Annotated in this window: 26 protein-coding genes and 1 tRNA gene; 3 read left to right on the top strand and 24 right to left on the bottom strand. The window is 59.5% G+C overall.

The window, feature by feature from the left end:
• Positions 1–22: 22 nt before the first annotated feature.
• From rpsC to rpsL, 12 genes are all read right to left on the bottom strand, one after another.
• Entirely contained in the window at positions 23–730 is a 708-nt protein-coding gene (gene rpsC, locus D8780_RS05910) for a 30S ribosomal protein S3 (protein WP_121644772.1), read from the bottom strand.
• Positions 730–1,113 carry a 50S ribosomal protein L22 gene (rplV, locus tag D8780_RS05905; protein ID WP_121644771.1) on the bottom strand — a complete coding sequence of 128 codons (384 nt, stop codon included), beginning with the start codon at positions 1,111–1,113 and terminating at the stop codon, positions 730–732. The genes rpsC and rplV overlap by 1 nt, the downstream gene beginning before the upstream one ends.
• A 2-nt stretch (positions 1,114–1,115) precedes the next feature.
• Entirely contained in the window at positions 1,116–1,394 is a 279-nt protein-coding gene (rpsS, locus tag D8780_RS05900; RefSeq protein ID WP_094077933.1) for a 30S ribosomal protein S19, read from the bottom strand.
• A 15-nt stretch (positions 1,395–1,409) separates the two neighbouring features.
• Positions 1,410–2,246, bottom strand: coding sequence for a 50S ribosomal protein L2 (rplB, locus tag D8780_RS05895; RefSeq protein ID WP_121644770.1), 837 nt, complete (start codon positions 2,244–2,246; stop codon positions 1,410–1,412).
• 24 nt (positions 2,247–2,270) lie between these two features.
• Positions 2,271–2,564, bottom strand: a complete 294-nt coding sequence (locus D8780_RS05890) for a 50S ribosomal protein L23 (RefSeq protein WP_121644769.1) — start codon at positions 2,562–2,564, stop codon at positions 2,271–2,273.
• On the bottom strand, positions 2,561–3,181 hold the full coding sequence (gene rplD, locus D8780_RS05885) for a 50S ribosomal protein L4 (protein ID WP_121644768.1): 621 nt from the start codon (positions 3,179–3,181) through the stop codon (positions 2,561–2,563). Before rplD ends, D8780_RS05890 begins: the two co-directional genes overlap by 4 nt.
• On the bottom strand, positions 3,181–3,906 hold the full coding sequence (gene rplC / locus D8780_RS05880) for a 50S ribosomal protein L3 (protein WP_121644767.1): 726 nt from the start codon (positions 3,904–3,906) through the stop codon (positions 3,181–3,183). Before rplC ends, rplD begins: the two co-directional genes overlap by 1 nt.
• Positions 3,907–4,001: 95 nt before the next feature.
• On the bottom strand, positions 4,002–4,310 hold the full coding sequence (rpsJ, locus tag D8780_RS05875) for a 30S ribosomal protein S10 (RefSeq protein WP_094078384.1): 309 nt from the start codon (positions 4,308–4,310) through the stop codon (positions 4,002–4,004).
• A gap of 59 nt (positions 4,311–4,369) precedes the next feature.
• Positions 4,370–5,545, bottom strand: a complete 1,176-nt coding sequence (gene tuf / locus D8780_RS05870) for an elongation factor Tu (protein WP_121644751.1) — start codon at positions 5,543–5,545, stop codon at positions 4,370–4,372.
• A gap of 64 nt (positions 5,546–5,609) precedes the next feature.
• Positions 5,610–7,703, bottom strand: a complete 2,094-nt coding sequence (fusA, locus tag D8780_RS05865; protein WP_121644766.1) for an elongation factor G — start codon at positions 7,701–7,703, stop codon at positions 5,610–5,612.
• A gap of 27 nt (positions 7,704–7,730) precedes the next feature.
• Positions 7,731–8,201: a 30S ribosomal protein S7 gene (gene rpsG / locus D8780_RS05860; RefSeq protein ID WP_121644765.1), complete on the bottom strand. Its 471-nt coding sequence runs from the start codon at positions 8,199–8,201 to the stop codon at positions 7,731–7,733.
• Between the two features lie 65 nt (positions 8,202–8,266).
• A complete protein-coding gene (gene rpsL, locus D8780_RS05855) occupies positions 8,267–8,638 on the bottom strand; it encodes a 30S ribosomal protein S12 (protein ID WP_121644764.1) in 372 nt (123 codons plus the stop codon).
• 434 nt (positions 8,639–9,072) lie between these two features.
• On the opposite strand from rpsL, the gene D8780_RS05850 reads away from it, so the two are divergent.
• Complete coding sequence (locus tag D8780_RS05850) at positions 9,073–9,366, top strand: transcriptional regulator (protein ID WP_121644763.1); 294 nt, start codon at positions 9,073–9,075, stop codon at positions 9,364–9,366.
• 143 nt (positions 9,367–9,509) lie between these two features.
• Here D8780_RS05850 and rpoC read toward each other — a convergent pair whose 3' ends face one another.
• The 9 genes from rpoC to D8780_RS05805 all read right to left on the bottom strand — a co-directional run bounded on the left by rpoC (position 9,510) and on the right by D8780_RS05805 (position 22,070).
• Complete coding sequence (rpoC, locus tag D8780_RS05845; RefSeq protein ID WP_121644762.1) at positions 9,510–13,712, bottom strand: DNA-directed RNA polymerase subunit beta'; 4,203 nt, start codon at positions 13,710–13,712, stop codon at positions 9,510–9,512.
• 159 nt (positions 13,713–13,871) lie between these two features.
• Positions 13,872–18,017: a DNA-directed RNA polymerase subunit beta gene (gene rpoB / locus D8780_RS05840; protein ID WP_121644761.1), complete on the bottom strand. Its 4,146-nt coding sequence runs from the start codon at positions 18,015–18,017 to the stop codon at positions 13,872–13,874.
• 249 nt (positions 18,018–18,266) lie between these two features.
• Positions 18,267–18,644: a 50S ribosomal protein L7/L12 gene (gene rplL / locus D8780_RS05835; RefSeq protein WP_121644760.1), complete on the bottom strand. Its 378-nt coding sequence runs from the start codon at positions 18,642–18,644 to the stop codon at positions 18,267–18,269.
• Between the two features lie 60 nt (positions 18,645–18,704).
• On the bottom strand, positions 18,705–19,223 hold the full coding sequence (gene rplJ, locus D8780_RS05830) for a 50S ribosomal protein L10 (RefSeq protein WP_121646400.1): 519 nt from the start codon (positions 19,221–19,223) through the stop codon (positions 18,705–18,707).
• Between the two features lie 369 nt (positions 19,224–19,592).
• On the bottom strand, positions 19,593–20,291 hold the full coding sequence (gene rplA, locus D8780_RS05825) for a 50S ribosomal protein L1 (RefSeq protein ID WP_121644759.1): 699 nt from the start codon (positions 20,289–20,291) through the stop codon (positions 19,593–19,595).
• A gap of 4 nt (positions 20,292–20,295) precedes the next feature.
• Positions 20,296–20,724: a 50S ribosomal protein L11 gene (rplK, locus tag D8780_RS05820; protein WP_121644758.1), complete on the bottom strand. Its 429-nt coding sequence runs from the start codon at positions 20,722–20,724 to the stop codon at positions 20,296–20,298.
• A gap of 158 nt (positions 20,725–20,882) precedes the next feature.
• Positions 20,883–21,413: a transcription termination/antitermination protein NusG gene (gene nusG, locus D8780_RS05815; RefSeq protein ID WP_121644757.1), complete on the bottom strand. Its 531-nt coding sequence runs from the start codon at positions 21,411–21,413 to the stop codon at positions 20,883–20,885.
• A gap of 39 nt (positions 21,414–21,452) precedes the next feature.
• Positions 21,453–21,659, bottom strand: coding sequence for a preprotein translocase subunit SecE (secE, locus tag D8780_RS05810; RefSeq protein WP_121644756.1), 207 nt, complete (start codon positions 21,657–21,659; stop codon positions 21,453–21,455).
• A gap of 335 nt (positions 21,660–21,994) precedes the next feature.
• Positions 21,995–22,070, bottom strand: a tRNA-Trp gene (locus D8780_RS05805).
• A gap of 169 nt (positions 22,071–22,239) precedes the next feature.
• Here D8780_RS05805 and D8780_RS05800 point away from each other — a divergent pair.
• Together D8780_RS05800 and kdsB are read left to right on the top strand one after the other, a co-directional pair.
• Positions 22,240–22,869, top strand: coding sequence for an HAD family hydrolase (locus D8780_RS05800; protein WP_121644755.1), 630 nt, complete (start codon positions 22,240–22,242; stop codon positions 22,867–22,869).
• Between the two features lie 4 nt (positions 22,870–22,873).
• The gene (gene kdsB, locus D8780_RS05795) at positions 22,874–23,611 is read left to right on the top strand and encodes a 3-deoxy-manno-octulosonate cytidylyltransferase (protein ID WP_121644754.1); all 738 of its coding nucleotides are present in this window, start codon (positions 22,874–22,876) and stop codon (positions 23,609–23,611) included.
• 4 nt (positions 23,612–23,615) lie between these two features.
• Here kdsB and D8780_RS05790 read toward each other — a convergent pair whose 3' ends face one another.
• The 3 genes from D8780_RS05790 to tuf (D8780_RS05780) form a co-directional block, all read right to left on the bottom strand.
• Complete coding sequence (locus tag D8780_RS05790) at positions 23,616–24,431, bottom strand: hypothetical protein (RefSeq protein ID WP_121644753.1); 816 nt, start codon at positions 24,429–24,431, stop codon at positions 23,616–23,618.
• A gap of 103 nt (positions 24,432–24,534) precedes the next feature.
• Positions 24,535–25,320 (bottom strand): phosphotransferase, encoded by a 786-nt coding sequence (locus D8780_RS05785; protein ID WP_121644752.1) that lies wholly within the window; start codon positions 25,318–25,320, stop codon positions 24,535–24,537.
• 145 nt (positions 25,321–25,465) lie between these two features.
• Positions 25,466–26,641, bottom strand: a complete 1,176-nt coding sequence (tuf, locus tag D8780_RS05780; protein WP_121644751.1) for an elongation factor Tu — start codon at positions 26,639–26,641, stop codon at positions 25,466–25,468.
• Positions 26,642–26,766: the final 125 nt, after the last annotated feature.

The following is a 26,766-nucleotide window of genomic DNA, read 5'->3' as shown; positions in this document are numbered from 1 at the left end:
CAATCGTTCAGCGGGGCGCCGCTCAGGCGTTCTCGCGGCGGCGGCCACCGCCACCCTTGTTGTCACCTTCGGTCGCACGGCGTTCAGAGGCCATCGGATCGTGCTCAAGGATCTCGCCCTTGAAAATCCAGACCTTCACACCGCATATACCGTAAGCGGTTTCAGCTTCGGCCGTGCCGTAATCGACATCAGCGCGCAGCGTATGCAGCGGAACCCGGCCTTCGCGATACCACTCGGTACGAGCGATCTCGGCGCCACCGAGACGGCCGCCGCAATTGATACGAATGCCTTCCGCTCCGAGGCGCATTGCGCTCTGAACGGCACGCTTCATAGCACGCCGGAACGCAACGCGGCGCTCAAGCTGCTGTGCGATCGACTGAGCGACCAGCGTGGCATCGACTTCAGGCTTACGGACTTCAACAATATTGAGGTGCACGTCGCTATCGGTCATTTCCGAAAGCTTACGACGCAGCTTCTCAATGTCGGCGCCCTTCTTCCCAATGATGAGACCCGGACGAGCAGCATGAATAGTAATGCGGCACTTCTTGTGCGGACGTTCGATCACGACCTTGGAGACAGCAGCCTGCTTCAGCTCCTTCTCAAGATAGGTCCGGATCTTGATGTCCTCGTGGAGCAGTTCCGCATATTCGCCAGAAGCGGCGAACCAGCGACTGTCCCACGTCTTGTTGATGCCGAGGCGCAGCCCGACAGGATTGATCTTGTGACCCATCAGGCCGTCTCCTCTTCGACTTCGCGCACGACGATCGTCAGATGCGAGAACGGTTTTTCGATCCGGCTGGCACGACCGCGGCCACGAGCGTGGAAACGCTTCATGACAATCGACTTGCCGACAAAAGCTTCCGCAACGACGAGAGCGTCGACGTCCAGATCATGATTGTTCTCGGCATTGGCGATGGCGCTTTCCAGCGTCTTCTTGACCGTGCCGGCGATGCGCTTGCGCGAAAATTCCAGATCGGCGAGCGCTGTCTGCGCCTTCTTACCGCGAATCATGGCAGCAACAAGGTTAAGCTTCTGCGGGCTCACACGAATTGTGCGTGTGACCGCGCGCGCCTCATTATCCGCCAGGCGGCGTGGGGCCTTGGCCTTACCCATGATTACTTCCTTCTCGCCTTCTTGTCGGCGCCGTGGCCGTAATAGGTCCGCGTCGGCGAGAATTCGCCGAGCTTGTGGCCGACCATATCTTCGGACACGGAAACCGGGATGTGCTTCTGGCCGTTATAGACGCCGAAGGTGAGGCCGACGAACTGCGGCAGGATCGTGGAGCGACGGCTCCAGGTCTTGATCACCTCGTTACGACCACCTTCACGGACCTTGTCGGCCTTCTTCAGGAGGTAGCCGTCGACAAACGGGCCTTTCCAGACTGAACGGGTCACTAGGCTGCCCTTCCTTTACTTCTTACGCGCATGGCGCGAACGCATGATGTATTTGTCGGTCGACTTGTTCGAACGGGTGCGCTTGCCCTTGGTCGGCTTGCCCCACGGCGTGACCGGATGACGGCCACCGGAGGTCCGACCTTCACCACCACCGTGGGGGTGGTCGACCGGGTTCATCACAACGCCGCGAACATGCGGTGTTTTACCGAGCCAGCGCTTACGACCGGCCTTGCCAAGATTGATATTGGCGTGGTCCGGATTGGAGACCGCGCCGACCGTAGCCAGGCAGCCGCCGTGAACGAGACGCTGTTCGCCGGAATTCAGGCGAAGGATCGCCATGCCGGAGTCACGGCCCACGAGCTGTGCATAAGCGCCTGCCGAACGGGCAATCTGTCCGCCCTTGCCGATTTTCATCTCGACATTATGGACGATCGTACCAACCGGCATACGCTCAAGAGGCATGGTGTTGCCGGGCTTGACGTCGATCGCCTTGTCCGCGGCCATCACCTTGTCGCCGACAGCCAGGCGCTGCGGCGCCAGAATGTAGGACAGCTCGTCGTCCTCATAGCGGATCAACGCGATGAACGCGGTCCGGTTCGGATCATATTCCAGCCGCTCGACGGTTGCTTCAACGCCGAACTTGCGACGCTTGAAATCGATGCGACGGTAGGTCCGTTTGTGACCGCCACCGATATAACGGGCGGTGACGCGGCCATTATTGTTACGGCCGCCACTCTTGGTGAGGCCTTCGGTCAGCGCCTTTACGGGCTTGCCTTTGTGGAGGCCCTCCCGATCGACCAGCACCAGCTGGCGCAGGCTCGGCGTAACCGGATTGAATGTCTTCAGTGCCATTGTCTACTCGTCCTTCCGGCTCGATCAAAGGCCACTCGTGACGTCGATGGACTGACCATCCGCTAGCGTCACGATTGCCTTCTTGACGTCGCTCTGACGGCCGATCCGGCCGCGGAAGCGCTTGACCTTGCCCTTACGGACAAGAGTATTCACACCGGTCACCTTGACGCCGAAGAGGGTCTCGACGGCAGCTTTGATTTCCGGCTTCGTAGCGGTCTTGGCAACGTTGAAGACCACCTGATTGTTTTCCGAAGCCATCGTCGACTTCTCGGTAATGACCGGGCTGACGATGACGTCGTAGTGGCTGAGATCGCTCATTTGAACCGCTCCTCGAGAGCTTCGACAGCCGCACGGGAAAGAACGAGCTTTCCGCGACGCAGAATGTCGTAAACATTGATGCCCTGAACCGGCAGCACGTCCACGTGAGGGATGTTGGAAGCGGCGCGGGCGAAACCCTGATCCACTTCCGCGCCACCGATGAAGAGCGCATCGTTGATGCCAAGCTTGCCGAAGGAGCCGAGAAGCGCCTTGGTCTTGGCTTCCGAGATCTTCAACTCGTCGACGACGATCAGGCTGTCGCTTTTCGCCTTGGCCGAAAGCGCATGCTTCAGACCGAGAGCGCGAACCTTCTTCGGAAGATCGTGGGCATGGCTACGGACAACGGGTCCGTGTGCCTTGCCACCGCCGCGGAACTGCGGAGCACGTGCCGAAGAATGACGGGCGCGGCCCGTACCCTTCTGGCGATACATCTTGGCGCCAGTGCGAGAAATCTCGCTACGCTGAAGCGCCTTATGCGTGCCCTGCTGCTTCTTGGCGCGCTGCCAGCGAACGACCCGGTAAAGGATATCGTCACGCGGCTCCAGGCCAAAGATCGCATCGTCGAGCGAAATCGTACCGGCTTCTTCACCGGCAATCGTGTTGACCTTGACGTCCATCATTCCGCTCCTTCGGTCGCCGGGGCTTCGGCCTCAGCGGCGGCAGAACCGTTGCCACGAATGGCGGCCGGCTTCGGCGCATTGTCGGGAAGATTGCTCTTGACCGCGTCGCGAACTTCGATCCAGGCGCCCTTGGAGCCAGGAACGGCACCGCGAACCAGGATCAGACCACGGTCGACGTCCGTCGACACGATCTGCAGGTTCTGAGTGGTGACACGAGTCTGGCCCATATGACCAGCCATCTTCTTGTTCTTGAAGACCTTGCCTGGATCCTGACACTGACCGGTCGAACCGTGCGAACGGTGGCTGACCGAGTTACCGTGTGTCGCCCGGCCACCACCGAAGTTGTGGCGCTTCATGACACCGGCAAAGCCTTTACCGATCGTGACACCGGCAACGTCGACTAGCTGACCGGGCACGAAATGCTCGGCCGTGATCTCCGCTCCGATATCGATCAAATTGTCTTCGGAAACCCGGAATTCACAGAGCTTGGCTTTCGGCTCGACAGAAGCCTGAGCGAACTGGCCGCGCTGGGCCTTCGCAACATTCTTCACCTTGCGCAAGCCAACGCCGAGCTGAACGGCGGTGTAACCGTTCCTATCCGTGGTGCGCTGCGCGACAACCTGACAATTCTCCATCCGGAGAACGGTCACCGGCACATGCTCGCCCGCCTCATTATAGACACGGGTCATGCCCAGCTTTTGTGCAATGACACCTGAACGCATCGGTTCAATCCTTACATTCTCTCGCGGTACAACCATTCTTTCGGTGTTCGCGAATTCGTTTCAGAGGACTGTCATGCGACAGTCATGAAAGCTCCTTAGAGCTTAATCTCGACATCCACGCCGGCGGCCAGATCGAGTTTCATCAGCGCATCGACGGTCTGCGGGGTCGGATCCACGATGTCGAGAAGACGCTTATGCGTGCGCATCTCGAACTGTTCGCGGCTCTTCTTGTCGATGTGCGGACCACGGTTGACCGTGAACTTCTCGATCCGCGTCGGAAGCGGTATCGGGCCGCGTACATTGGCGCCGGTCCGCTTGGCCGTCGAAACGATTTCGCGCGTCGACGTGTCCAGGATGCGGTGATCGAACGCCTTGAGGCGGATCCTGATGTTCTGTCCGTTCATGAAAGACATTCCTTATTCGGTGGTGACGGGCGGGTGTCCGCCCGCCGCCGAAAACAGGCTCATTCGGTGATGGAAGCGACGATACCGGCACCGACGGTGCGGCCGCCCTCGCGGATGGCGAAGCGAAGCTTCTCTTCCATCGCAACCGGAACGATCAGTTCAACGTCCACCGTCACATTGTCGCCCGGCATCACCATCTCGGTGCCTTCCGGAAGCGTCACGATGCCCGTCACATCCGTCGTGCGGAAGTAGAACTGCGGACGGTAATTCGTGAAGAACGGCGTATGACGGCCACCCTCTTCCTTCGTCAGGATGTAGGCTTCCGCCTTGAACTTCTTGTGCGGCTTCACAGAACCCGGCTTGGCCAGAACCTGGCCGCGCTCGACGCCCTCACGGTCCACACCGCGAAGCAGCGCACCGATATTGTCGCCAGCCTGCCCCTGATCCAGAAGCTTGCGGAACATCTCCACGCCCGTGCAGGTCGTCTTCGACGTGTCGCGAATGCCGACGATCTCGATCTCGTCGCCAACATTGATGATGCCGCGCTCGACGCGACCCGTCACAACCGTACCGCGACCCGAAATCGAGAACACGTCCTCGATCGGCATCAGGAAGGGCTGGTCAACCGGACGCTCCGGCGTCGGAATGTAGGCGTCGACTTCCTTCATCAGAGCGCGAACCGCGTCTTCGCCGATTTCCTTGTTGGAATCTTCCAGAGCCGCAAGCGCAGAACCCTTGACGATCGGAATGTCGTCGCCCGGGAATTCGTAGGACGAAAGAAGTTCGCGAACCTCCAGCTCGACCAGCTCAAGAAGCTCTTCATCGTCAACCTGGTCGACCTTGTTCAGGAACACGACGATCGCAGGAACGCCAACCTGGCGGGCCAGAAGAATGTGCTCGCGGGTCTGCGGCATCGGGCCGTCAGCTGCCGAAACGACCAGGATCGCGCCGTCCATCTGCGCCGCACCCGTGATCATGTTCTTCACATAGTCGGCGTGGCCCGGGCAGTCCACGTGGGCGTAGTGACGATCGTCCGTCTCATATTCCACATGCGCCGTCGAAATCGTGATGCCGCGTGCCTTCTCTTCAGGCGCCGCGTCAATCTGGTCATAGGCACGGAAATCACCGAAATACTTCGTGATCGCTGCCGTCAGCGACGTCTTGCCGTGGTCAACGTGACCAATCGTGCCAATGTTCACGTGCGGCTTGTTACGCTCGAATTTACCCTTTGCCATATGAGGCCTCCATTCAATTCACTGGCTGCATCGCAGCCGAATTCAGTTGTCGTTTCGTTTGATCTTACGAAGCGTATTTCGCCTGGATTTCCTGAGCGACGTTCGAAGGAACGGGCTCGTAGTGATCAAAATGCATGGTGTACTGGGCGCGTCCCTGCGTCGACGAGCGCAGGCTGTCAACGTATTTGAACATGTTGGCCAGCGGTACGTAGGCATTAATCACCTGAACGATACCGCGGCTTTCCGTGCCCTGAATCTGACCGCGACGGCTGTTTAGATCGCCGATCACGTCACCCATATAGTCTTCCGGTGTCACGACTTCGACCTTCATGATCGGCTCGAGAAGCTGTGCGCCAGCCTTCTGAGCGCCTTCGCGGAATGCGGCGCGCGCCGCAATCTCGAAGGCCAGAACCGAGGAGTCGACATCGTGGAAGGCGCCATCGGTCAACGTTGCTTTAACGCCGAGCATCGGGAAGCCAGCAACCGGACCGGAAGACAGAACACTTTCGATGCCCTTCTGGACGCCCGGAATGTACTCTTTCGGGACGTTGCCGCCGACGATCTTGGATTCGAAAACGAAATCCTCGCCCTCGGGGTTCGGCTCGAAAGTGATCTTGACGCGGGCGAACTGGCCCGAACCACCCGACTGCTTCTTGTGGGTGTAATCGATATCCGCAGCCTTGGTGATCGTCTCGCGATAAGCCACCTGCGGCGCGCCGACATTGGCCTCGACCTTGAACTCGCGCTTCATGCGATCGACGAGAATATCAAGGTGGAGCTCGCCCATGCCTGCGATGATCGTCTGACCGCTTTCCTCGTCGCTCTTGACGCGGAAGGACGGATCCTCAGCGGCAAGGCGGTTGAGAGCCACGCCCATCTTTTCCTGGTCGGCCTTGGTCTTCGGCTCGATCGCGATCTGGATGACCGGATCGGGGAATTCCATACGCTCGAGAATGACCGGCTTCAGCGGATCGCAAAGCGTATCGCCCGTGGTCGTGTCCTTCAGGCCAGCCAAAGCAACGATGTCACCAGCATAAGCGACCTCGATGTCGGAGCGGCTGTTGGAGTGCATCTGCAGCATGCGGCCGATACGCTCACGGTTCTGCTTGACCGTGTTCATGACGCCGGAGCCCTTGTTCAGGACGCCGGAATAGACACGAGCGAAGGTCAGCGAGCCAACGAACGGGTCGTTCATGATCTTGAAGGCGAGCATCGAAAGCGGCTCGTCGTCGGATGACTTGCGAACCATCTCCTCATCGGTCTTGGGATCGACACCCTTGATGGCGCGAACCTCAACCGGAGACGGAAGATAGTCAACGACAGCGTTCAGAAGGGGCTGAACGCCCTTGTTCTTGAATGCGGTGCCGCACATCATCGGGAAGAAATCGACCGACAGCGTACCCTTGCGGATGAGAGCGCGGATCGTGTCGTTGTCAGGCATTTCGCCTTCCAAATACTTCTCTGTCCACTCGTCATCGATTTCGCAGACCGCCTCGATCAGCATCTCGCGATACTCTTCGGCCTGAGCCTTCAGATCGTCCGGAATCTCGACGACATCCCAATCGGCTCCGAGGTTCTCGGACTTCCAGATCAGAGCGTTCATCTCGATAAGGTCAACAACGCCGGCAAAATCATTTTCGGCGCCGATCGGCAGCTGAAGAACGACCGGCTTCGCACCAAGACGCGACTTGACCATCTCGACGCAACGGAAGAAATCCGCGCCGGTCTTGTCCATCTTGTTGGCGAAGATCATGCGCGGAACATGATACTTGTCAGCCTGACGCCAGACCGTTTCGGTCTGCGGCTCGACACCGGCATTGGCATCCAGCAGGGCGACAGCACCATCGAGCACACGAAGCGAACGCTCGACTTCAATGGTGAAGTCCACGTGTCCGGGGGTGTCGATGATGTTGAAGCGGCGCTTCTTGCCATCGCGGCCCTGCCAGAATGTGGTGGTCGCAGCAGAGGTAATCGTGATGCCACGCTCCTGCTCCTGCTCCATCCAGTCCATGGTGGCGGCGCCGTCGTGCACTTCACCGATCTTGTGCGACTTACCCGTATAGAACAGGATCCGCTCGGTCATCGTGGTCTTGCCAGCGTCGATATGCGCCATGATGCCGAAGTTGCGGTAATCTTCGATTTTATATTCGCGGGTCATCAGTGACCTCCGTACATTCGATGCCGATTACCAGCGGTAGTGCGAGAAGGCGCGGTTCGCTTCCGCCATGCGGTGCGTATCTTCGCGCTTCTTCACGGCCGAACCGCGGTTGTTTGCAGCATCCATCAATTCGCCGGAAAGGCGATCAACCATCGTGGTCTCATTGCGACCGCGGGCAGCATTGATCAGCCAACGAATAGCGAGAGCCTGACGACGCTCGGAACGAACCTCGACCGGCACCTGGTAGGTTGCACCACCGACGCGACGCGAACGCACTTCGACATGTGGCGCGACATTGTCGAGCGCCTCATGAAAGAGAGCGAGCGGATCGGCCTTGGCCTTACCCTCAACCTGATCGAACGCACCATAGACGATCCGCTCTGCGGCGGACTTCTTGCCGTCATACATGATGGCGTTCATGAACTTGGTCACGACAAGATCGCCGAACTTCGGATCCGGGTTGATCTCTCGCTTTTCTGCGCGGTGACGACGGGACATCGCTTTTCCTGTCTCTACGAACCTCGGGAGCGACGCATCACAAAAAGCGCCCTCCCCTCAATCTCTTACTTCGGACGCTTGGCGCCGTATTTCGAACGACGCTGCCTGCGGTCCTTCACGCCCTGGGTGTCGAGCACGCCACGGATGATGTGGTAACGGACACCCGGAAGGTCCTTCACGCGACCACCACGGATCATGACGACCGAGTGCTCCTGAAGATTATGACCCTCGCCCGGAATGTAGCCGATCACCTCATAACCATTGGTCAGGCGGATCTTGGCAACCTTACGAAGAGCCGAGTTCGGCTTCTTAGGCGTGGTGGTGTAGACGCGCGTACATACGCCGCGCTTCTGCGGATTCTGCTCCATGGCCGGCACCTTGTTGCGCTTAACGGGCGCTTTGCGCGGCTTGCGGACTAGCTGGTTGATGGTCGGCATTTCACCTTCCCTATTCCAAATTCTTTGTCTGTCGCCCTTGCGAGGGCCCGGCCCGAGCAGTCATTGACGTGCGCGAAACGGGGCCTGCGCCGTGCTATGCTTTCGCACGGCTTGCCCCGATAAACGCAGAGGAAAGGGATGGTTGACCAACCCCTTCTTGCAACACGAAAATGTCTTCGCTCGCTGTTCGAACCCTGTTTGAGGTTTCACTTCAGCGGACGCGTCGTCCGCGAAAAACAACCTCACATCGGCTCAGACGTTGGCGATGTAACCGTGGAATCGGCACAAGTCAACAGCTGAAACGAAGGAATCTCCGTGGCACAGTGCGGGCTGGGCATCGCGGTCTTTGTCGCATGGCGATCGCGCTGCCGCAACCTATATGCGTTCTGCCATGAACCCTGAAACGACTCTCCAAACAATGAGGAAACAACCGTATGAGCGACGGCGAATCCAGCACAGTGCAGATCATCACCGGTCGGGTCTGGCGTGAAAAGGACGAGGCGGCAGAGCGCGTCCATATTCTGCTTTCAGCACCGGACGACGACACCGCGGTGCGACGCGCCGCGCAGTCGCTCCAACAGGAGGGATTTGCAGAAGTCGAATTCGAACAGATCGGCGAGATTCTCGAAGAGCCGGATGAAGAGCCCCACGCTTCGGCCTATCAGGGTGCGCTCGAAGGCGAGATCGCCATCATCATCGTTGATGATGATGAACACAACGAGGACTGAGTCGCGCCAGCGGCAGTGAGAATCGATAAGCACGTTTACGGGTACTGGATTTGAATTTCCGCTACCGCCGCAGCTGATCACGAAAAAGGGCCGCATCGTAGGATGCGGCCCTTTTCTTTCCTGCAAGCTTCCAGCGATGCTGCTTATTCGGCTGGCTCTTCGCTCATATCGGACAGCATGGCTGCACCGGCGTCGGTTTCGGCAGCACGCTTGCGCTCCTCGAGAATCAGATCGTCGCGAGACGAAGCCACGCGGCGAATCTTGTTCATCGCGCCACCCGTACCCGCGGGGATCAGGCGTCCGACAATCACGTTCTCCTTCAGGCCCTGCAGCGTGTCGGTCTTTCCGGCAACTGCCGCCTCGGTGAGGACGCGGGTGGTCTCCTGGAAGGAGGCTGCCGAGAAGAAGGACGGCGTATGGAGCGAAGCCTTGGTGATGCCCAGAAGAACAGGCTGGCTCTTGGCGGGCTTCTTGCCCTCCTCAATCAGCTTCTGGTTCACTTCGTCGAACTCGATCTGGTCGACATTGTCGCCCGGAATATAGAGCGACTCGCCCTGCTCGGTCACTTCGACCTTCTGCAGCATCTGCCGGACGATGACCTCGATGTGCTTGTCGTTGATCAGCACGCCCTGCAGCCGGTAAACCTCCTGAATCTCGTTGACGAGGTAGGAAGCCAGAGCCTCCACACCCTTGATCGCCAGGATGTCATGCGGTGCCGGGTTGCCGTCAAGGATGTAGTCGCCCTTCTCGATGGCATCGCCATCCTGAAGATAGAACGGCTTGCCCTTCGGAATGAGATATTCCGACGGCTCGACGCCTTCCTCGTTCGGCTCGATCATGATGCGGCGCTTGTTCTTGTAATCGCGACCGAAACGAATCGTGCCGGAGATCTCTGCGATCACGGCATGATCTTTCGGACGACGAGCCTCGAACAGTTCCGCAACACGCGGCAGACCACCGGTGATGTCCTTGGTCTTGGCACTTTCCATCGGGATACGCGCCAGAACGTCGCCGGGCTTGACGTGTGCGCCAGGCTCGACCGACAGCACGGCTTCCACGCTCATCATGTAGCGGGCTTCGCCGCCACGCTCCAGCTTGGCCGGCTTGCCGTCCTTGCCTTCGATGATGAGAGCCGGCTTCAGGTCCGCGCCCCGTGGAGTGGACCGCCAGTCGATGACTTCGCGCTTGGTGATACCCGTGGACTCGTCCTCGGTCACCGCCATCGAGACGCCGTCGATCAGTTCCTCGAACTCCACCCGGCCTTCGACCTCAGTCAGAAGCGGACGGGTGTACGGATCCCATTCGGCGATACGCTGACCGCGCTTGATGCTGTCTCCATCGTCGACGAACAGACGCGAACCGTAGGTCACGCGGTGGCTCGCCCGCTCTTCGCCCTTCTCGTCAACAATGGCGATAGCCATGTTGCGGCCCATCGCGATGAGATCGCCTGCAGAGTTCCGCACGACCGACCGGTTCTTGAGCTTGACCGTGCCGCCATAGGACGCCTCGAGGAACGAGGTATCCACCACCTGTGCCGTACCGCCCATGTGGAAGGTACGCATGGTCAGCTGGGTGCCGGGCTCACCGATCGACTGCGCGGCGATAACGCCGACAGCCTCACCGAGATTGACCGGCGTACCGCGCGCCAGGTCGCGACCGTAGCACACGGCGCAAACGCCGACCTTGACGTCGCAGGTCAGGGCCGAGCGGATACGGACCGTCTGAATGCCAGCGGTCTCGATGGCATCAACATCACGCTCGTCGATCGTCTTGCCGGCAGAAACAAGTGTCTCACCGGACTTCGGATCGACGATATCATCAAGCGATGTACGGCCGAGCACGCGCTGGCCGATCGACGCAACGACCTGACCGGCATCGACGATCGGGGTCATGGTGAGCCCCTTATCGGTGCCACAGTCGGCCTTCACGACGATGCAGTCCTGCGCCACGTCGACAAGGCGGCGGGTCAGGTAACCCGAGTTCGCCGTCTTCAACGCGGTATCCGCCAGTCCCTTGCGGGCGCCGTGGGTTGAGTTGAAGTACTCAAGGACGGTCAGGCCTTCCTTGAAGTTCGAAATGATCGGCGTTTCGATGATCTCACCGGACGGCTTGGCCATGAGGCCGCGCATACCAGCAAGCTGACGCATCTGGGCGGGAGAACCACGCGCACCCGAATGGCTCATCATGTAGATGGAGTTCATCGGCTTCTGACGGTTCGTCTCGGCGTCGAATTCGATCGCCTTGATGCCCTTCATCATTTCTTCGGCGACCTTCTCCGAGCACTTGGCCCAGGCGTCGACCACCTTGTTGTACTTTTCGCCCTGAGTGATCAGGCCGTCATTGTACTGCTGCTCATATTCCTTGGCGAGCGTCTCGGTTTCCTCGATCATCTTGGCCTTGGCGTCGGGAATGATCATGTCATCCTTGCCGAAGGAGATGCCCGCACGGCACGCCTGACCGAAGCCGAGCGCCATGATGCGGTCGCAGAAAATGACCGTCTCTTTCTGACCGCAGTGACGATAGACCGTATCGATCATCCGGGAGATGTTCTTCTTGGTCATCTCCTGGTTGACGGTTTCGAACGGGACATTGACGTTCTTGGGCAGCAATTCGCCGATGATCATGCGACCTGGTGTGGTGTCATAGATCTTCGAAACCAGATTGCCTTCCGCATCGACCGTCTTGAAACGACCCTTGATCTTGGCGTGAAGCGTCACCGCGCCGGTCGTCAGCGCGTGATGCAATTCGCCCATATCGGCGAAGACCATGCCTTCGCCCGGCTCGTTCTCGTTGACGATCGACAGATAATAGAGACCAAGCACCATATCCTGTGACGGCACGATGATCGGCGCGCCGTTTGCCGGATGGAGAATGTTGTTGGTCGACATCATCAGGACGCGCGCTTCAAGCTGGGCTTCCAGCGAAAGCGGGACGTGGACGGCCATCTGGTCGCCATCGAAGTCGGCGTTGAAGGCGGTACAAACCAGCGGGTGAAGCTGGATGGCCTTGCCCTCGATCAGAACCGGCTCGAAGGCCTGAATGCCGAGACGGTGAAGCGTCGGCGCACGGTTCAGCAGGACCGGATGCTCACGAATGACCTCGTCCAGGATATCCCAGACTTCCGGCTTTTCCTTCTCCACCAGCTTTTTGGACTGCTTGACCGTGGACGAATAGCCCTTGGCGTCGAGGCGCGCATAGATGAACGGCTTGAAAAGCTCCAGAGCCATCTTCTTTGGGAGTCCGCACTGGTGGAGCTTCAGCTCCGGACCCGTCACGATAACGGAGCGGCCGGAATAATCGACGCGCTTGCCGAGCAGGTTCTGGCGGAACCGGCCCTGCTTACCCTTGAGCATGTCGGAGAGCGACTTCAGCGGGCGCTTGTTGGCACCCGTGATGACGCGGCCACGACGGCCATTGTCGAACAGCGCATCGACCGCTTCCTGAAGCATGCGCTTCTCGTTGCGGATGATGATGCCCGGCGCGCGCAGTTCGATCAGCCGCTTCAGACGGTTGTTGCGGTTGATGACACGGCGGTAGAGATCGTTCAGATCGGAGGTCGCGAAGCGGCCGCCATCCAGCGGCACCAGCGGACGCAGATCCGGCGGAATGACCGGCACGACCGTCAGGATCATCCATTCAGGCTTGTTGCCCGATTCGATGAAGTTCTCGACGACCTTGAGACGCTTCAGGAGCTTCTTCTGCTTCAGTTCGGACGTCGTATCGGCAAGGTCCTCGCGCAATTCGACGGCGATCTTCGGCAGCTCCATCGCGGCGAGCATTTCGCGGATGGCCTCGGCGCCAATCATCGCGGTGAAGCTGTCCTCGCCGAACTCGTCGACGGCGGTCAGGTACTCTTCCTCGCTCAGGAGCTGATTGTCCTGAAGACTGGTGAGGCCGGGCTCGGTGACGATGTAGTTCTCGAAGTAAAGGACGCGCTCGATATCCTTGAGCGTCATGTCGAGCAGCGTCGCGATGCGGCTCGGCAGGCTCTTCAGGAACCAGATATGCGCGACCGGAGCGGCGAGCTCGATATGGCCCATGCGCTCACGGCGAACCCGCGAAAGCGTGACTTCGACGCCGCACTTTTCGCAGATAATGCCCTTGTACTTCATGCGCTTGTACTTGCCGCACAGGCACTCATAGTCCTTCTGCGGGCCGAAGATACGCGCGCAGAACAGACCGTCACGCTCGGGTTTGAACGTGCGATAGTTGATGGTCTCCGGCTTCTTCACTTCGCCGTAGGACCAGGACAGGATCTTCTCCGGGCTCGCCAGCGAAATGCGGATGCTGTCGAAGGTCGGAGCCGGAGCCTGTGAGTTGAACAGGTTCATGACTTCCTGGTTCATGCCATTCTCCTTTTGGGGCCCTTTGGCCCTATTCCGGTAACCGGCGGGTGCCGTTGTCCTCGTGCACCGCTCGCCGGCATTATGATGGCGGAAGGATTTTCCGCTCCCGCCATCAGGAGCGTGCCGCGCGGACCGGGTTGGTCCGCGCGACTGGCGTCGTTATTCTGCCGCGTCCGGCAATTGCTGATGCTCGATCTCGTCGGGGTCGACCGCGCTGTTCTCCAGCTCGACATTGAGACCGAGAGAACGCATCTCCTTGACCAGAACGTTGAAGCTCTCCGGAATACCGGCCTCGAACGTATCGTCACCACGGACGATCGCCTCGTAGACCTTGGTCCGGCCCGCCACATCGTCCGACTTCACCGTCAGCATTTCCTGCAGGGTGTAGGCGGCGCCGTAGGCTTCGAGCGCCCAGACCTCCATCTCCCCGAAACGCTGGCCGCCGAACTGCGCCTTACCGCCCAGCGGCTGCTGCGTGACCAGGCTGTACGGCCCGATGGAGCGTGCGTGGATCTTGTCGTCCACCAAGTGGTGCAGCTTCAGCATGTAGATGTAGCCGACTGTCACCTGACGGTCGAATTCCTCACCCGTACGGCCATCATAGAGCGTGCTCTGACCGCTTGCGGAAAGACCTGCCTGCTCAAGCATGTCGTTGATCTGCGGCTCAATGGCACCGTCGAAGACTGGCGTGGCGATGGAGACGCCGCGCTTCATCTGACTGGCCAGTTCGACAACAGACTCGTCGTCATAGTCGCGAACCGGTTCGTTGCGGTCATTGTCCGGCACGATCGCCTCGATGGCCTTGCGCAGCGGCGTCATGTCGCCGCCTTCCTGATAGGCTTCGAGAAGATCGCCGATCTGACGTCCCATGCCGGCGCAGGCCCAACCCAGATGGGTTTCGAGAATCTGTCCGACATTCATTCGACTCGGCACACCCAGCGGGTTCAGCACGATATCGACGTGCGTTCCATCTTCCAGGAACGGCATGTCCTCGCACGGCAGAATGCGGGAAACCACACCCTTGTTGCCGTGGCGGCCTGCCATCTTGTCGCCGGGCTGAATCTTGCGCTTCACGGCCACGAAGACCTTGACCATCTTCATGACGCCAGGAGGCATCTCGTCGCCGCGCTGAACCTTTTCGACCTTGTCCATGAAGCGCTGCTCGAGCGCCTTCTTGGATTCATCGTACTGGCCACGAAGCGCTTCGAGCGACGTCTGAAGCTGCTCGTCCTCGACCGCGAACTGCCACCACTGGCTGCGCGGCGTCTCCTGAAGAGTCTCGGCCGTCACCTCGGTGTTCTTCTTGAACCCCTTCGGACCGGCAATCGCCGACTGACCGACCAGCATCTCCTCCAGACGTCCGTAGACGTTACGGTCGAGAATGGCCTGTTCATCGTCACGGTCCTTGGCGAGACGCTCGATCTCCTCACGCTCGATCGCCATCGCGCGCTCGTCTTTTTCAACGCCGTGGCGATTGAAGACGCGCACTTCGACGACGGTGCCGAAGGTGCCGGGCGGCATACGCATCGAGGTATCGCGAACGTCGGACGCCTTCTCACCGAAGATGGCGCGCAGAAGCTTCTCTTCCGGCGTCATCGGGCTTTCGCCCTTGGGCGTGATCTTGCCGACGAGAATATCGCCAGGTCCAACTTCCGCACCGATATAGACGATACCGGCTTCGTCGAGATTCTTCAGAGCCTCTTCCGAGACGTTCGGGATATCGCGCGTGATCTCTTCCGGCCCGAGCTTGGTGTCGCGGGCCATGACCTCGAATTCCTCAAGATGAATCGAGGTGAAGACGTCGTCGCGGACGATCCGCTCGGAGAGCAGGATGGAGTCCTCGTAGTTGTAGCCGTTCCAGGGCATGAACGCGACGAGCACGTTCCGGCCCAGCGCAAGATCGCCCAGATCGGTGGAGGGACCATCGGCAATGATGTCGCCCTTGGTGATCTTGTCGCCCACCCGAACCAGCGGACGCTGGTTGATACAGGTGTTCTGGTTGGAACGCTGGAACTTCATCAGGCGGTAAATATCGACGCCGGACTTGCCCGGATCGATATCTTCCGTGGCGCGAATAACGATACGCGTTGCATCCACCTGATCGACGATACCCGTCCGCCGTGCACCGATTGCAGCGCCGGAGTCGCGAGCCACGATCGGCTCCATGCCAGTGCCGACAAACGGCGCTTCCGCACGAACCAGCGGCACAGCCTGACGCTGCATGTTCGAGCCCATCAGGGCGCGGTTGGCGTCATCGTTCTCGAGGAACGGGATGAGCGCCGCGGCGACCGAGACAAGCTGCTTCGGCGAGACGTCCATGAGATCGACGTTCTCACGAGGCGCAAGCATCACTTCACCGGCGTGGCGGCAGACGACGAATTCCTCGACGAAGGAACCGTCTTCGTTCAGTTCCGCGTTAGCCTGGGCGACATGGTGCTTCTGTTCTTCCATCGCCGACAGATAGTTCACCTCGTGGGTGACCTTGCCATCACGGACAGTCCGGTAAGGGCTTTCGATGAAGCCGTACTTGTTCACCCGCGCAAAGGTGGCGAGAGAGTTGATCAGACCGATGTTCGGGCCTTCCGGCGTTTCGATCGGGCAGATACGGCCATAATGGGTCGGGTGAACGTCGCGCACTTCGAAGCCGGCACGCTCACGGGTCAGGCCGCCCGGTCCAAGCGCCGAAAGGCGACGCTTATGCGTGATTTCGGACAGCGGGTTCGTCTGGTCCATGAACTGCGACAGCTGCGATGAACCGAAGAACTCACGCACTGCGGCGGCTGCCGGCTTGGCGTTGATGAGATCCTGCGGCATGACCGTGTCGATCTCGATCGACGACATGCGCTCCTTGATGGCGCGCTCCATGCGCAACAGGCCGACGCGATACTGGTTTTCCATCAGTTCGCCGACGGACCGCACACGGCGGTTGCCGAGGTTGTCGATATCGTCGATCTCGCCCCGTCCGTCGCGCATCTCGACCAGCGTCTTCACGATGGCCAGAATATCTTCCTTGCGCAGCGTACGAACAGTGTCCTCGGCGTTCTCGCCAAGTCGCATGTTCATCTTGACGCGGCCAACGGCAGAAAGGTCGTAGCGCTCCGAGTCGAAGAAAAGCGACTGGAACATCGCTTCCGCCGTATCGATTGTGGGCGGTTCGCCCGGACGCATCACGCGATAAATATCGAACAGAGCGTCCTGCCGGCTTTCATTCTTGTCGGCCGCGAGAGTGTTACGAATGTAAGCGCCCACATTGACGTGGTCGATATCGAGGATCTGGAGTTCGTCGATGCCCAGCTCATTGAGCTTCTCGAGCGCCTTCTCGTCGATCTCGTCGCCGGCTTCGAAGAAGATCTCGCCGGTTTCAACGTTGACGACGTCTTCGGCGAGATAGGAGCCGATAACCTCGTCGTCCGTAGCGCGGATGAATTGAAGTCCGCCTTCTGCCAGCTTCTTGGCCTGGCGCGGCGTGATCTTCTTGCCGGCCTCGACCACGACTTCGCCCGTATCGGCGTTGACCAGATCAGTGACCGTTTTCATGCCGCGGAAACGCTCCGGCGAATACGGGATCCGCCAGCCATCCTTGTCACGGCTGTAAGGATTCTTCTCGTAGAAGAATTCCAGGATTTCTTCGCCATCGAGACCAAGCGCCATCAGCAGGCTCGTCACCGGGAGCTTACGGCGACGGTCGATACGCGCGTGGACGATGTCCTTGGCGTCGAACTCGATATCCAGCCAGGAGCCGCGATAAGGGATAACGCGGGCTGCAAAAAGAAGCTTGCCGGAAGAGTGGCTCTTGCCCTTGTCGTGATCGAAGAAGACGCCCGGCGAACGGTGCATCTGCGAAACGATCACGCGCTCGGTGCCGTTCACGATGAACGTACCATTGCCCGTCATCAGGGGCATGTCGCCCATATAGACGTCCTGCTCCTTGATGTCCTTGATGGACTTAGCGCCGGTGTCCTCGTCGACATCAAACACGATCAGACGCAGCGTCACCTTCAGCGGCGCAGCAAATGTCAGATCGCGCTGACGGCACTCATCCACATCGAACTTGGGAGCTTCGAATTCGTAGCGAACGAATTCCAGCATTGCCGAACCCGAAAAATCGGAGATCGGGAAAACACTCTTGAAGACAGCCTGAAGGCCTTCTTCCAAACGGCCACCTTCGGGCTCGTCCACCATAAGGAACTGATCATAAGATGCTTTCTGAACCTCGATCAGGTTCGGCATCTCGGCAACTTCGGGGATGTGCCCGAAAAACTTCCTTACGCGCTTGCGACCATTGAATGTCTGGGTCTGCGCCATGCGTCATTTCCTCGTCGTCATCCACAGTGGCCCCGGACCGGGCCATAATCGCCACCATCCATTCGTGGCGAGTCCTCTAGGGTCTTCTCATCCATCCAGTCGATGAGCCTGACCTCTAACGGGCAAAACCCGTCTCCTGAAAACCCGATGTCGGGCTCTCAGGAAATGGGTTTGGGCTGAGCTTATTCGCCCTGCCAGCCCCGAGACAGTCGCCCGGCCAGGGCCGGGCGACTGCTCCGTCGGGACGGATTACTTCAGCTCGACCTTGGCGCCAGCCTCTTCGAGCTTCTTCTTCATCTCTTCGGCTTCGGCCTTGGAGACGGCTTCCTTGACGGGCTTCGGAGCGCTCTCAACGAGGTCCTTGGCTTCCTTCAGGCCGAGACCGGTGATGCCGCGGACTTCCTTGATGACGTTGATCTTCTTGTCACCAGCGTCGGTCAGGACGACATCGAATTCGGTCTTCTCTTCAGCAGCTTCAGCCGGTGCAGCGGCACCGCCACCAGCCGCAACAGCGACCGGAGCAGCGGCGGAGACGCCCCACTTCTCTTCAAGCATCTTGGAAAGCTCAGCAGCTTCCATCACAGTCAGGTTCGACAGGTCGTCGACGATCTTTTCGAGATCAGCCATGTTATCAGTTCCTTATCAGATAGTTCGAACAGGTTGTTGAATGGTTGGGTGAAGAAAGCCTCACGCCTCTTCGTTCTTTCGGGCATAGGCGCCAAGGACGCGGGCCAACTGGCCTGCTGGAGCCTGGGTGACACCCGCGATGCGCGTAGCCGGCGTGTTGATCATGCCGACGAGCTTGGCGCGCAGTTCGTCCAGCGACGGCAGATCAGCAAGCTGCTTCACGCCGGACTGGTCGAGCATGGTTGCGCCCATTGCTCCGCCGAGGATGACGAGCTTGTCGTTCCCCTTGGCGAAGTCGGCCGCAACCTTCGGTGCCGTAACCGGATCTTCCGAATAGGCAATTAGCGTCTGACCCTGGAACAGGTCAGCCATGCCTTCGGATTCCGTACCCTCAAGAGCGATTTTGGCGAGGCGGTTCTTCGCGACTTTCACCGTGCCGCCAGCTTCACGCATACGCGAGCGAAGATCGCTCATCTGCGCAACGCTGAGACCGGTATAGTGGGCCACCACGACCGAACCGGCGCTCTGGAAGACGCCGTTCAGTTCGGTGACGAATTCGCGTTTTTCCGCTCTATCCACTTCGTCTCTCCGTTTGACCGACGATCGTCGCCGGTCGGTTGGCAGTTTGCCGGCCTTCCATTCTTCCGCACCCCATCCGAAGCAGGCTTCAAATGCGGCGCCTTCGAAGTAAAAGGCGCGACAGCGATAGTCCTGCCCCCTCACCTTCGACTGCCGAAAGCAGCCACCGGCTCGGAATACGGTTCGAACCATCCACTGGCCTGTGCCAGCTTCCGGCCTCACCCCGTCTCATGCGGGCCATGCGATTAAGGCAAAGCCGCCCGCAATCTCGGACAGGATAGTCCGGATGTTTCCATCCGACCCGACCACCCAAGGGCGCTCGGGATTTCGTGCAGGCGACGATCGGTTGGGACCGCCGCCTGCAAATTCTTATTCGGCGCTCAGAGTGCCGAGATCGACCTTGATGCCGGGGCCCATGGTCGAAGTGATGCTCATACGCTTCAGATAGGTGCCCTTGGCACCCGCCGGGCGGGCCTTGTTCACCGCGTCGGCGAAAGCGCGAACGTTTTCGACCAGCTTGTCAGCGTCGAAAGAAGCCTTGCCGACACCGGCATGGACGATACCAGCCTTCTCGACGCGGAACTCGACTGCGCCGCCCTTGGAAGCCTTGACCGCTGCGGTCACATCCGGGGTGACAGTACCAACCTTCGGGTTCGGCATCATGCCACGCGGGCCGAGTACCTTACCGAGACGACCGACGAGCGGCATCATGTCCGGCGTAGCAATCACACGATCGAAATCGATATTGCCGCCCTGGACCTGATCGACGAGGTCTTCCGCACCAACGACGTCGGCGCCGGCAGCCTTGGCTTCTTCGGCCTTGTCACCACGTGCGAAGACGGCGACGCGAACATCGCGGCCCGTGCCATTCGGCAGATTGACGACACCGCGAACCATCTGGTCGGCGTGACGGGGATCGACTCCGAGATTGAAGGCAACTTCGATGGTTTCATCGAACTTCGCCGTCGCACGTTCCTTGATCAGGGAGATTGCTTCACCGAGATCGTAATTCTTCGTGCGGTCGAGTCCTTCGCGAACCTGTTGGGTCCGTTTTGCAAGCTTTGCCATCAGATCAGCCCTCCACCTGCAGACCCATCGAACGGGCGGATCCCTCTACCATACGCATGGCAGCTTCCACATCATTCGCGTTGAGGTCTTTCATCTTGGCTTCTGCGATCTCTCGCACCTGAGCCGAGGTCAGCTTGCCCGCGCTTTCCTTGCCCGGCGCCTTGGAGCCCGACTTCAGGCTTGCGGCCTTCTTGATGAAATAGCTCACCGGCGGCTGCTTGGTGACGAAGGTGAAGCTCTTGTCCTGGTAGTAGGTGATGATCGTGGGGATAGGCATCCCCTTCTCCATCTCCTGCGTACGCGCGTTGAACGCCTTGCAGAACTCCATGATATTGATGCCGCGCTGACCGAGCGCGGGACCAATGGGCGGAGCCGGAGCAGCAGAGCCCGCGGGCACCTGCAGCTTCAGTTCGCCAGCAACTTTCTTTGCCATGTTGCCTGTCCTTGTTTTTGCCGCGCATGTGCACGGCGGTTGCAACCTGGTGGTCCGGGCTGTTTCGAGACTGCCGGCTAAGCACCCTCACCCTTCCACCAATTTGGCGCCTCCTTTCGCGAAGACGCCGACGAAGCCGCCTTGCGGCGGCCTGCCGATCAGGTCTTTTCGACCTGACCGAATTCCAGATCGACCGGCGTCGCGCGACCGAAAATCGAGACTTCCACTTTCAGGCGCGAACGCTCCGCATCAACTTCCTGAACGACCCCGTTGAACGAAGCGAACGGTCCGTCCGAAACGCGGACATTTTCACCAACCTCGAACACAATCGAAGGCTTCGGACGCTCGACACCTTCCTGAACCTGCGTCAGGATCTGATCGGCCTCACGGTCGGGGATCGGGATCGGCTTGGAATCGGTACCGAGAAAGCCGGAAACCTTCGGCGTATTCTTGATCAGATGGAAAACATCGTCCGTCAGATCGGCCCGCACCATCACATAGCCGGGGAAGAATTTACGCTCTGCGTCAACCTTGCGGCCGCGGCGCACTTCCGTGACCTTTTCGGTGGGCACGACGATGTCTTCAAAATGATCCCACAGACCCTTCTGTTTGGCCTGCTCCTCGATCGATTCCTTCACCTTCTTTTCAAAGTTCGCGTAGGCGTGAACGATGTACCAACGTGCGGCCATAATAAATGTGCTTCCCTCGAAAAAGCGCTTAGTCCGACGTCAGACGCCGATATTGAGAATGAGCTCGATAACGATGGCGAAGACCTGATCGGCAGCGAAAAAGAAGACCGCGGCCAAAGCCGCCATCACTAGAACCATGATCGTTGAGATCACGGTCTCGCGCCGGCTCGGCCAAACCACCTTCCGCGCTTCGTCTCTCACCTGCTGAAGATAGACAAAGGGATTTTTGGTTCTTGTCGTCGCCATGAGTCGCCTGACCGCCGTCCTGCCGTTCGTTATTCTTTCGACGCCGTCCCTCATGCAAAGGAACAAAGCGAACCCGACACCCCGATTCGCCGACATCTCGGCGCATGGATGATAACTCATCACCAACACGCCATATCGTTTTGGGAGCTCGCGATAACCATCCAATCGTTATCGTCGATGCTGCGGACCCGCCGAACCAAAGTGTTCAGCTTGCCCATGCGCTTAAGGCGCGAAAGCGATCAAACGCTTCGCGCCAAGCCGCCTCTATCTAAAGAGTCGGCGGCCGCAATGCAAGTGCTTGATTGTAGAGAAAGAGGCCATGCACTTGTCAGCGCTGGCAGGGGCAGAGGGGCTCGAACCCCCGACCTGCGGTTTTGGAGACCGCCGCTCTACCAACTGAGCTATACCCCTAGCGCACCGGCCTTCTATTCAAGGCCACCGTGAATGGCAACAGGAAATCATTGGTCGTCCGGGCGGAACGAAACACCGGCAGAGCCCGTCGGCTTGCGGTTCGCTCCTCCCCCCGATACACCAGCGATCCGCACTTACGGAAGCCGAGCCGAAGGCCACTCGATCAGCCATGCCCCCCCGCCGATTCGATCTCATTCTTTTTGACCTGGACGGCGTCATTCTGGATTCTCGTTCGAATATGGAGCGGGCGTGGCGTGCGGTTCAGGATGAACACGGCGTCAGCATCGCCTTCGAGGACTATTTCGCCGAAATCGGACGGCCATTCTCTGACATCATGATCCGCCTTGGCCTCACTGATCGCGCCGGGCCCATCGAATCGACCTTCCGGCGCAGCTCGACAGAGACCATCGGCCAGACGGCTTTCTTCGAAGGCATGGCCGAAATCATGACACGGATCTCCGTGTCTTCTGTGAAGACCGGCATCGTGACCTCAAAGGATGAGATCCGCGCGCGTCTCGTCCTGGAGCGGCTCGGCTGCGATTTCGATATCGTTCTGACGCCACGCTCCGACCTGCGAGGAAAACCCGCACCCGACGCCCTTCTCTACGCCATGGCGCTTCAACGCACCGATCCCGCGCACACCGTCTTCATCGGTGATATGTCGAGCGACCATGAAGCTGCAATTCGCGCCGGTATAGCGTATGCCCATGTGGACTGGGGCTACGGAGAGCCGGCCAACAAAGATTGTGACCGGCTCTCAGAGCCGCAAGAGCTTCTGACCCTTCTTGGACTGGAGTAATCCGATGCCGAATGTGGCTGCCATCATTCCCTGCCGCTATGGTGCAACCCGTTTTCCGGGCAAACCTCTGGCCGATATCAACGGCAAGCCCATGATGTGGCACGTCTTTCAGCGCGCCCGGGAAACGCAACGCGTCAACGATATCTATATCGCCACAGATGACGACAGGATCGCGCAGCAATGCGAAATTCTGGACATGCCGGTCATCCGCACACGCTCCAGCCACCCAACGGGCACAGACCGTATCGCCGAAGCGGTCCGCGTGGTCGACGCAGAGATCATCGTGAACGTCCAGGGCGACGAACCGATGATCGATCCGCGCGCGATCGATGCTGTCATTGAAGCGCTTGTCGAAAGCTCCGGTGAGGTACTCGTGACCAATGGGTGCCATGCCATAAGCGGCTCAGGCGATGCGATCGACACCAACAATGTCAAAGTAGTGTGCGACGTCAGCGGGAACGCGCTAGCCTATTCACGCTTGCCGATACCCTATCCGAAGGGCGATGCGGTGCGCCATCTGCGGCAGCTTGGCCTCTATGCGTTTCGTCGCGATGCGCTGAAGCTTTTCAGCTCTCTGGAGCCCGGCCCGCTCGAGCGGGCCGAAAGCGTCGAAATGCTGCGCTTCGTCGAGCACGGCCACAAGGTTCGAATGGTCGAGGTCGAATCCGGCAATGACATTCCGGTCGATACGCCGACAGATCTGGAGCGGGTCCGCCAGGCGATGATGCAGCGGACGGCCTGATACTTTAGGCGCTCCTCTTTCCGGGAAGCGCAGACCGAATACGTGCGCCCCATTTTCGAAGCGTGGTCGCGCGGTTGTGCCTGTAGGCCGCTTTGGCAGCGAGATTGCGCGTCGCGGAGAGGCTGACTTCCAGATTTCCCTGCACGACCTCCGTGATCTCCTCGACGGGCATGTCCGGGTAACGACGGCGCAATGTGTCGACTGTGGTCACCTTCGGGTCAGGACGGCGAAAGAGGCGACCCGATCGCCTTTCCACTTCCAGAACGCTCTGTTCGACCAGCCAGTCATGGCTGTTGAGCATCTTGTTCGATCCATCGGGCACACCTGTGAACCCATCGAGGGTTACGGTCATCCACGGGCAGTTCTCCAGCAGCCAGAGCGCCATCAGGAACCCGGTCGAAGGCGCTTTGCCGTCCGGATACCATCCATGAACGACAGGGCGTGCGTCGATCAGATAGTCCGCGCCTTCCGGCTTCACTGTCGCAGGCGTATCCTCCAGCGGCTTACGGTGCCGCTTGCCTCCACGCACGGCGACCGAGCCAACGAATCTGTCGTGGCTCATCAACATGCGAGTGGCCTCGCGATCCTTCTCGGATTGCACCATCGCATCAGGTCCGCGCATGGGCTGGCAGATCAGGCAGGCCTGCTCGAACCGCTCACCGAGAATTTTCCAGACAGGGCCAAAAAAGATGTGCAGACGCTTCGGATCGGCATCCGCCGCGTAGCGCGCAGGATCCGCGACGGCGCTGTTGGCGAAGATCACCACCTTGTCGAACTGTCTCAGTTCCGCAATCAAGGGATTGGTAGAATCCGTGCGCATCTTGCTCTTTTTCCCTGTCCCGGCACCCGCGCGCAATCGCGAGACGGCGCCACCTCTGCCTGCCACCCGGGCCTCGTCGTTCAAATGTCAGGCTGATGACCGCTCACATCTCCTTGCACATTCGCTCGGCAATTTCGACCCGACGAACAAGGCTCTTGGCAATCCTCCGAGGCGGGCGCCAGCCCAATTCGCAACTGGCTTGTGAGACGATGTAAAGGGCGACCATCTGCAGCTCGGTGAGCTGAAGTCGATCCGTCACGCGCTGAAAAACCCCCGTCCGGAACAGATCTTCGATATCTCCGGGACGAGTCGTGGTCCGTACCGACGTCGCGAGAAAGCGGCAGATATCTTCAACGAAGCTGCCCTGCTCCCGGTACATTTCCCAGTCGATCACGGCGATCGTTCCGTCGCCAAGAACGATCAGATTGCCCGTGGCGAAATCGCCATGACAGCCCGTGGCGGGCAAATACATGGAGCCAAGCGTCTCCGTGATCCAGAAGCGGACATTCTGCGGCAGCATCGGCCAGATGATAAAAAGAAACGAGGGCGGAAGGGCGTCCTCCCACGTCAATGTTTCGTAGGAGCTGCGATCGGACCGAAGAAACGTCTCGGCCAACCCCATGGCTTCCTGCTCAGTCGGTCCCCGCCCATTGACCAGTGGCGCCCGCAGCACGATCAGCCAGGGAAGATTGAGGACAGCTTCGTGGATGACGATGGACGCATCCAGCCATGGCCACCGCCGCGGTATTTGCGATTGGGCGCTCAGCTCGGCGTTACGCTTGCGGCGGGCGGAGGGACCGATGAGAAGCTTGTAGAAGTAGCGGTCGGTGAGAAAATAGGTGTGTTGTCTGCGCCAGAACCGGCGAATCTTCTTCCACCTCAGTCTCATGGTCAGCGGTGCTTCGCCCTGTTTGCGCCGCTATATCGGACGTATTCTGCAGCGTGCGCCACCGGAACAACGCAGCGAGCGCTGCCCCGATGGCCAGATTGTGTAAAGTCGGCGGGCGGGTGTCCGCCCGCCGCCGAAAACAGGCTCATTCGGTGATGGAAGCGACGATACCGGCACCGACGGTGCGGCCGCCCTCGCGGATGGCGAAGCGAAGCTTCTCTTCCATCGCAACCGGAACGATCAGTTCAACGTCCACCGTCACATTGTCGCCCGGCATCACCATCTCGGTGCCTTCCGGAAGCGTCACGATGCCCGTCACATCCGTCGTGCGGAAGTAGAACTGCGGACGGTAATTCGTGAAGAACGGCGTATGACGGCCACCCTCTTCCTTCGTCAGGATGTAGGCTTCCGCCTTGAACTTCTTGTGCGGCTTCACAGAACCCGGCTTGGCCAGAACCTGGCCGCGCTCGACGCCCTCACGGTCCACACCGCGAAGCAGCGCACCGATATTGTCGCCAGCCTGCCCCTGATCCAGAAGCTTGCGGAACATCTCCACGCCCGTGCAGGTCGTCTTCGACGTGTCGCGAATGCCGACGATCTCGATCTCGTCGCCAACATTGATGATGCCGCGCTCGACGCGACCCGTCACAACCGTACCGCGACCCGAAATCGAGAACACGTCCTCGATCGGCATCAGGAAGGGCTGGTCAACCGGACGCTCCGGCGTCGGAATGTAGGCGTCGACTTCCTTCATCAGAGCGCGAACCGCGTCTTCGCCGATTTCCTTGTTGGAATCTTCCAGAGCCGCAAGCGCAGAACCCTTGACGATCGGAATGTCGTCGCCCGGGAATTCGTAGGACGAAAGAAGTTCGCGAACCTCCAGCTCGACCAGCTCAAGAAGCTCTTCATCGTCAACCTGGTCGACCTTGTTCAGGAACACGACGATCGCAGGAACGCCAACCTGGCGGGCCAGAAGAATGTGCTCGCGGGTCTGCGGCATCGGGCCGTCAGCTGCCGAAACGACCAGGATCGCGCCGTCCATCTGCGCCGCACCCGTGATCATGTTCTTCACATAGTCGGCGTGGCCCGGGCAGTCCACGTGGGCGTAGTGACGATCGTCCGTCTCATATTCCACATGCGCCGTCGAAATCGTGATGCCGCGTGCCTTCTCTTCAGGCGCCGCGTCAATCTGGTCATAGGCACGGAAATCACCGAAATACTTCGTGATCGCTGCCGTCAGCGACGTCTTGCCGTGGTCAACGTGACCAATCGTGCCAATGTTCACGTGCGGCTTGTTACGCTCGAATTTACCCTTTGCCATCTCTCTTCGTCCTGTCCTTTTCCTGCCGTCCGGCGAGCTTCAAAACGATGCGGCGCGACATAGAGGGTTGGCGGGCGCAACGCAAGCCACTGATCAATATTCCGAATATTTCCGAAAAGCGTGAC

Origin of the sequence: Notoacmeibacter ruber (assembly GCF_003668555.1) — a bacterium.
GTDB classification, from domain to species: domain Bacteria; phylum Pseudomonadota; class Alphaproteobacteria; order Rhizobiales; family Rhizobiaceae; genus Notoacmeibacter; species Notoacmeibacter ruber.
The sequence above is the reverse complement of the archived record's forward strand: the minus strand, read 5'-3'. Positions and strand labels throughout refer to the sequence as shown.

Excerpts from the sequence above, each read along its gene's own strand:
- rplA (WP_121644759.1), bottom strand. The coding sequence starts at position 20,291 with ATGGCAAAGCTTGCAAAACGGACCCAACAGGTTCGCGAAGGACTCGAC.
- rplL (WP_121644760.1), bottom strand. The coding sequence starts at position 18,644 with ATGGCTGATCTCGAAAAGATCGTCGACGACCTGTCGAACCTGACTGTG.
- rplC (WP_121644767.1), bottom strand. The coding sequence starts at position 3,906 with ATGCGTTCAGGTGTCATTGCACAAAAGCTGGGCATGACCCGTGTCTAT.
- fusA (WP_121644766.1), bottom strand. The coding sequence starts at position 7,703 with ATGACCCGCGAATATAAAATCGAAGATTACCGCAACTTCGGCATCATG.
- rpsC (WP_121644772.1), bottom strand. The coding sequence starts at position 730 with ATGGGTCACAAGATCAATCCTGTCGGGCTGCGCCTCGGCATCAACAAG.
- secE (WP_121644756.1), bottom strand. The coding sequence starts at position 21,659 with ATGGCGACGACAAGAACCAAAAATCCCTTTGTCTATCTTCAGCAGGTG.
- D8780_RS05890 (WP_121644769.1), bottom strand. The coding sequence starts at position 2,564 with ATGAGCGATCTCAGCCACTACGACGTCATCGTCAGCCCGGTCATTACC.
- rpoB (WP_121644761.1), bottom strand. The coding sequence starts at position 18,017 with ATGGCGCAGACCCAGACATTCAATGGTCGCAAGCGCGTAAGGAAGTTT.
- nusG (WP_121644757.1), bottom strand. The coding sequence starts at position 21,413 with ATGGCCGCACGTTGGTACATCGTTCACGCCTACGCGAACTTTGAAAAG.
- tuf (WP_121644751.1), bottom strand. The coding sequence starts at position 5,545 with ATGGCAAAGGGTAAATTCGAGCGTAACAAGCCGCACGTGAACATTGGC.
- D8780_RS05850 (WP_121644763.1), top strand. The coding sequence starts at position 9,073 with ATGAGCGACGGCGAATCCAGCACAGTGCAGATCATCACCGGTCGGGTC.
- D8780_RS05785 (WP_121644752.1), bottom strand. The coding sequence starts at position 25,320 with ATGAGACTGAGGTGGAAGAAGATTCGCCGGTTCTGGCGCAGACAACAC.
- rplK (WP_121644758.1), bottom strand. The coding sequence starts at position 20,724 with ATGGCAAAGAAAGTTGCTGGCGAACTGAAGCTGCAGGTGCCCGCGGGC.
- rpsG (WP_121644765.1), bottom strand. The coding sequence starts at position 8,201 with ATGTCCCGTCGTCACCGCGCAGAAAAGCGAGAGATCAACCCGGATCCG.
- rplB (WP_121644770.1), bottom strand. The coding sequence starts at position 2,246 with ATGGCACTGAAGACATTCAATCCGGTTACGCCGAGCCTGCGCCAGCTG.
- rplD (WP_121644768.1), bottom strand. The coding sequence starts at position 3,181 with ATGGACGTCAAGGTCAACACGATTGCCGGTGAAGAAGCCGGTACGATT.
- rpoC (WP_121644762.1), bottom strand. The coding sequence starts at position 13,712 with ATGAACCAGGAAGTCATGAACCTGTTCAACTCACAGGCTCCGGCTCCG.
- rpsJ (WP_094078384.1), bottom strand. The coding sequence starts at position 4,310 with ATGAACGGACAGAACATCAGGATCCGCCTCAAGGCGTTCGATCACCGC.
- kdsB (WP_121644754.1), top strand. The coding sequence starts at position 22,874 with ATGCCGAATGTGGCTGCCATCATTCCCTGCCGCTATGGTGCAACCCGT.
- tuf (WP_121644751.1), bottom strand. The coding sequence starts at position 26,641 with ATGGCAAAGGGTAAATTCGAGCGTAACAAGCCGCACGTGAACATTGGC.
- rplV (WP_121644771.1), bottom strand. The coding sequence starts at position 1,113 with ATGGGTAAGGCCAAGGCCCCACGCCGCCTGGCGGATAATGAGGCGCGC.
- D8780_RS05790 (WP_121644753.1), bottom strand. The coding sequence starts at position 24,431 with ATGCGCACGGATTCTACCAATCCCTTGATTGCGGAACTGAGACAGTTC.
- D8780_RS05800 (WP_121644755.1), top strand. The coding sequence starts at position 22,240 with ATGCCCCCCCGCCGATTCGATCTCATTCTTTTTGACCTGGACGGCGTC.
- rpsL (WP_121644764.1), bottom strand. The coding sequence starts at position 8,638 with ATGCCGACCATCAACCAGCTAGTCCGCAAGCCGCGCAAAGCGCCCGTT.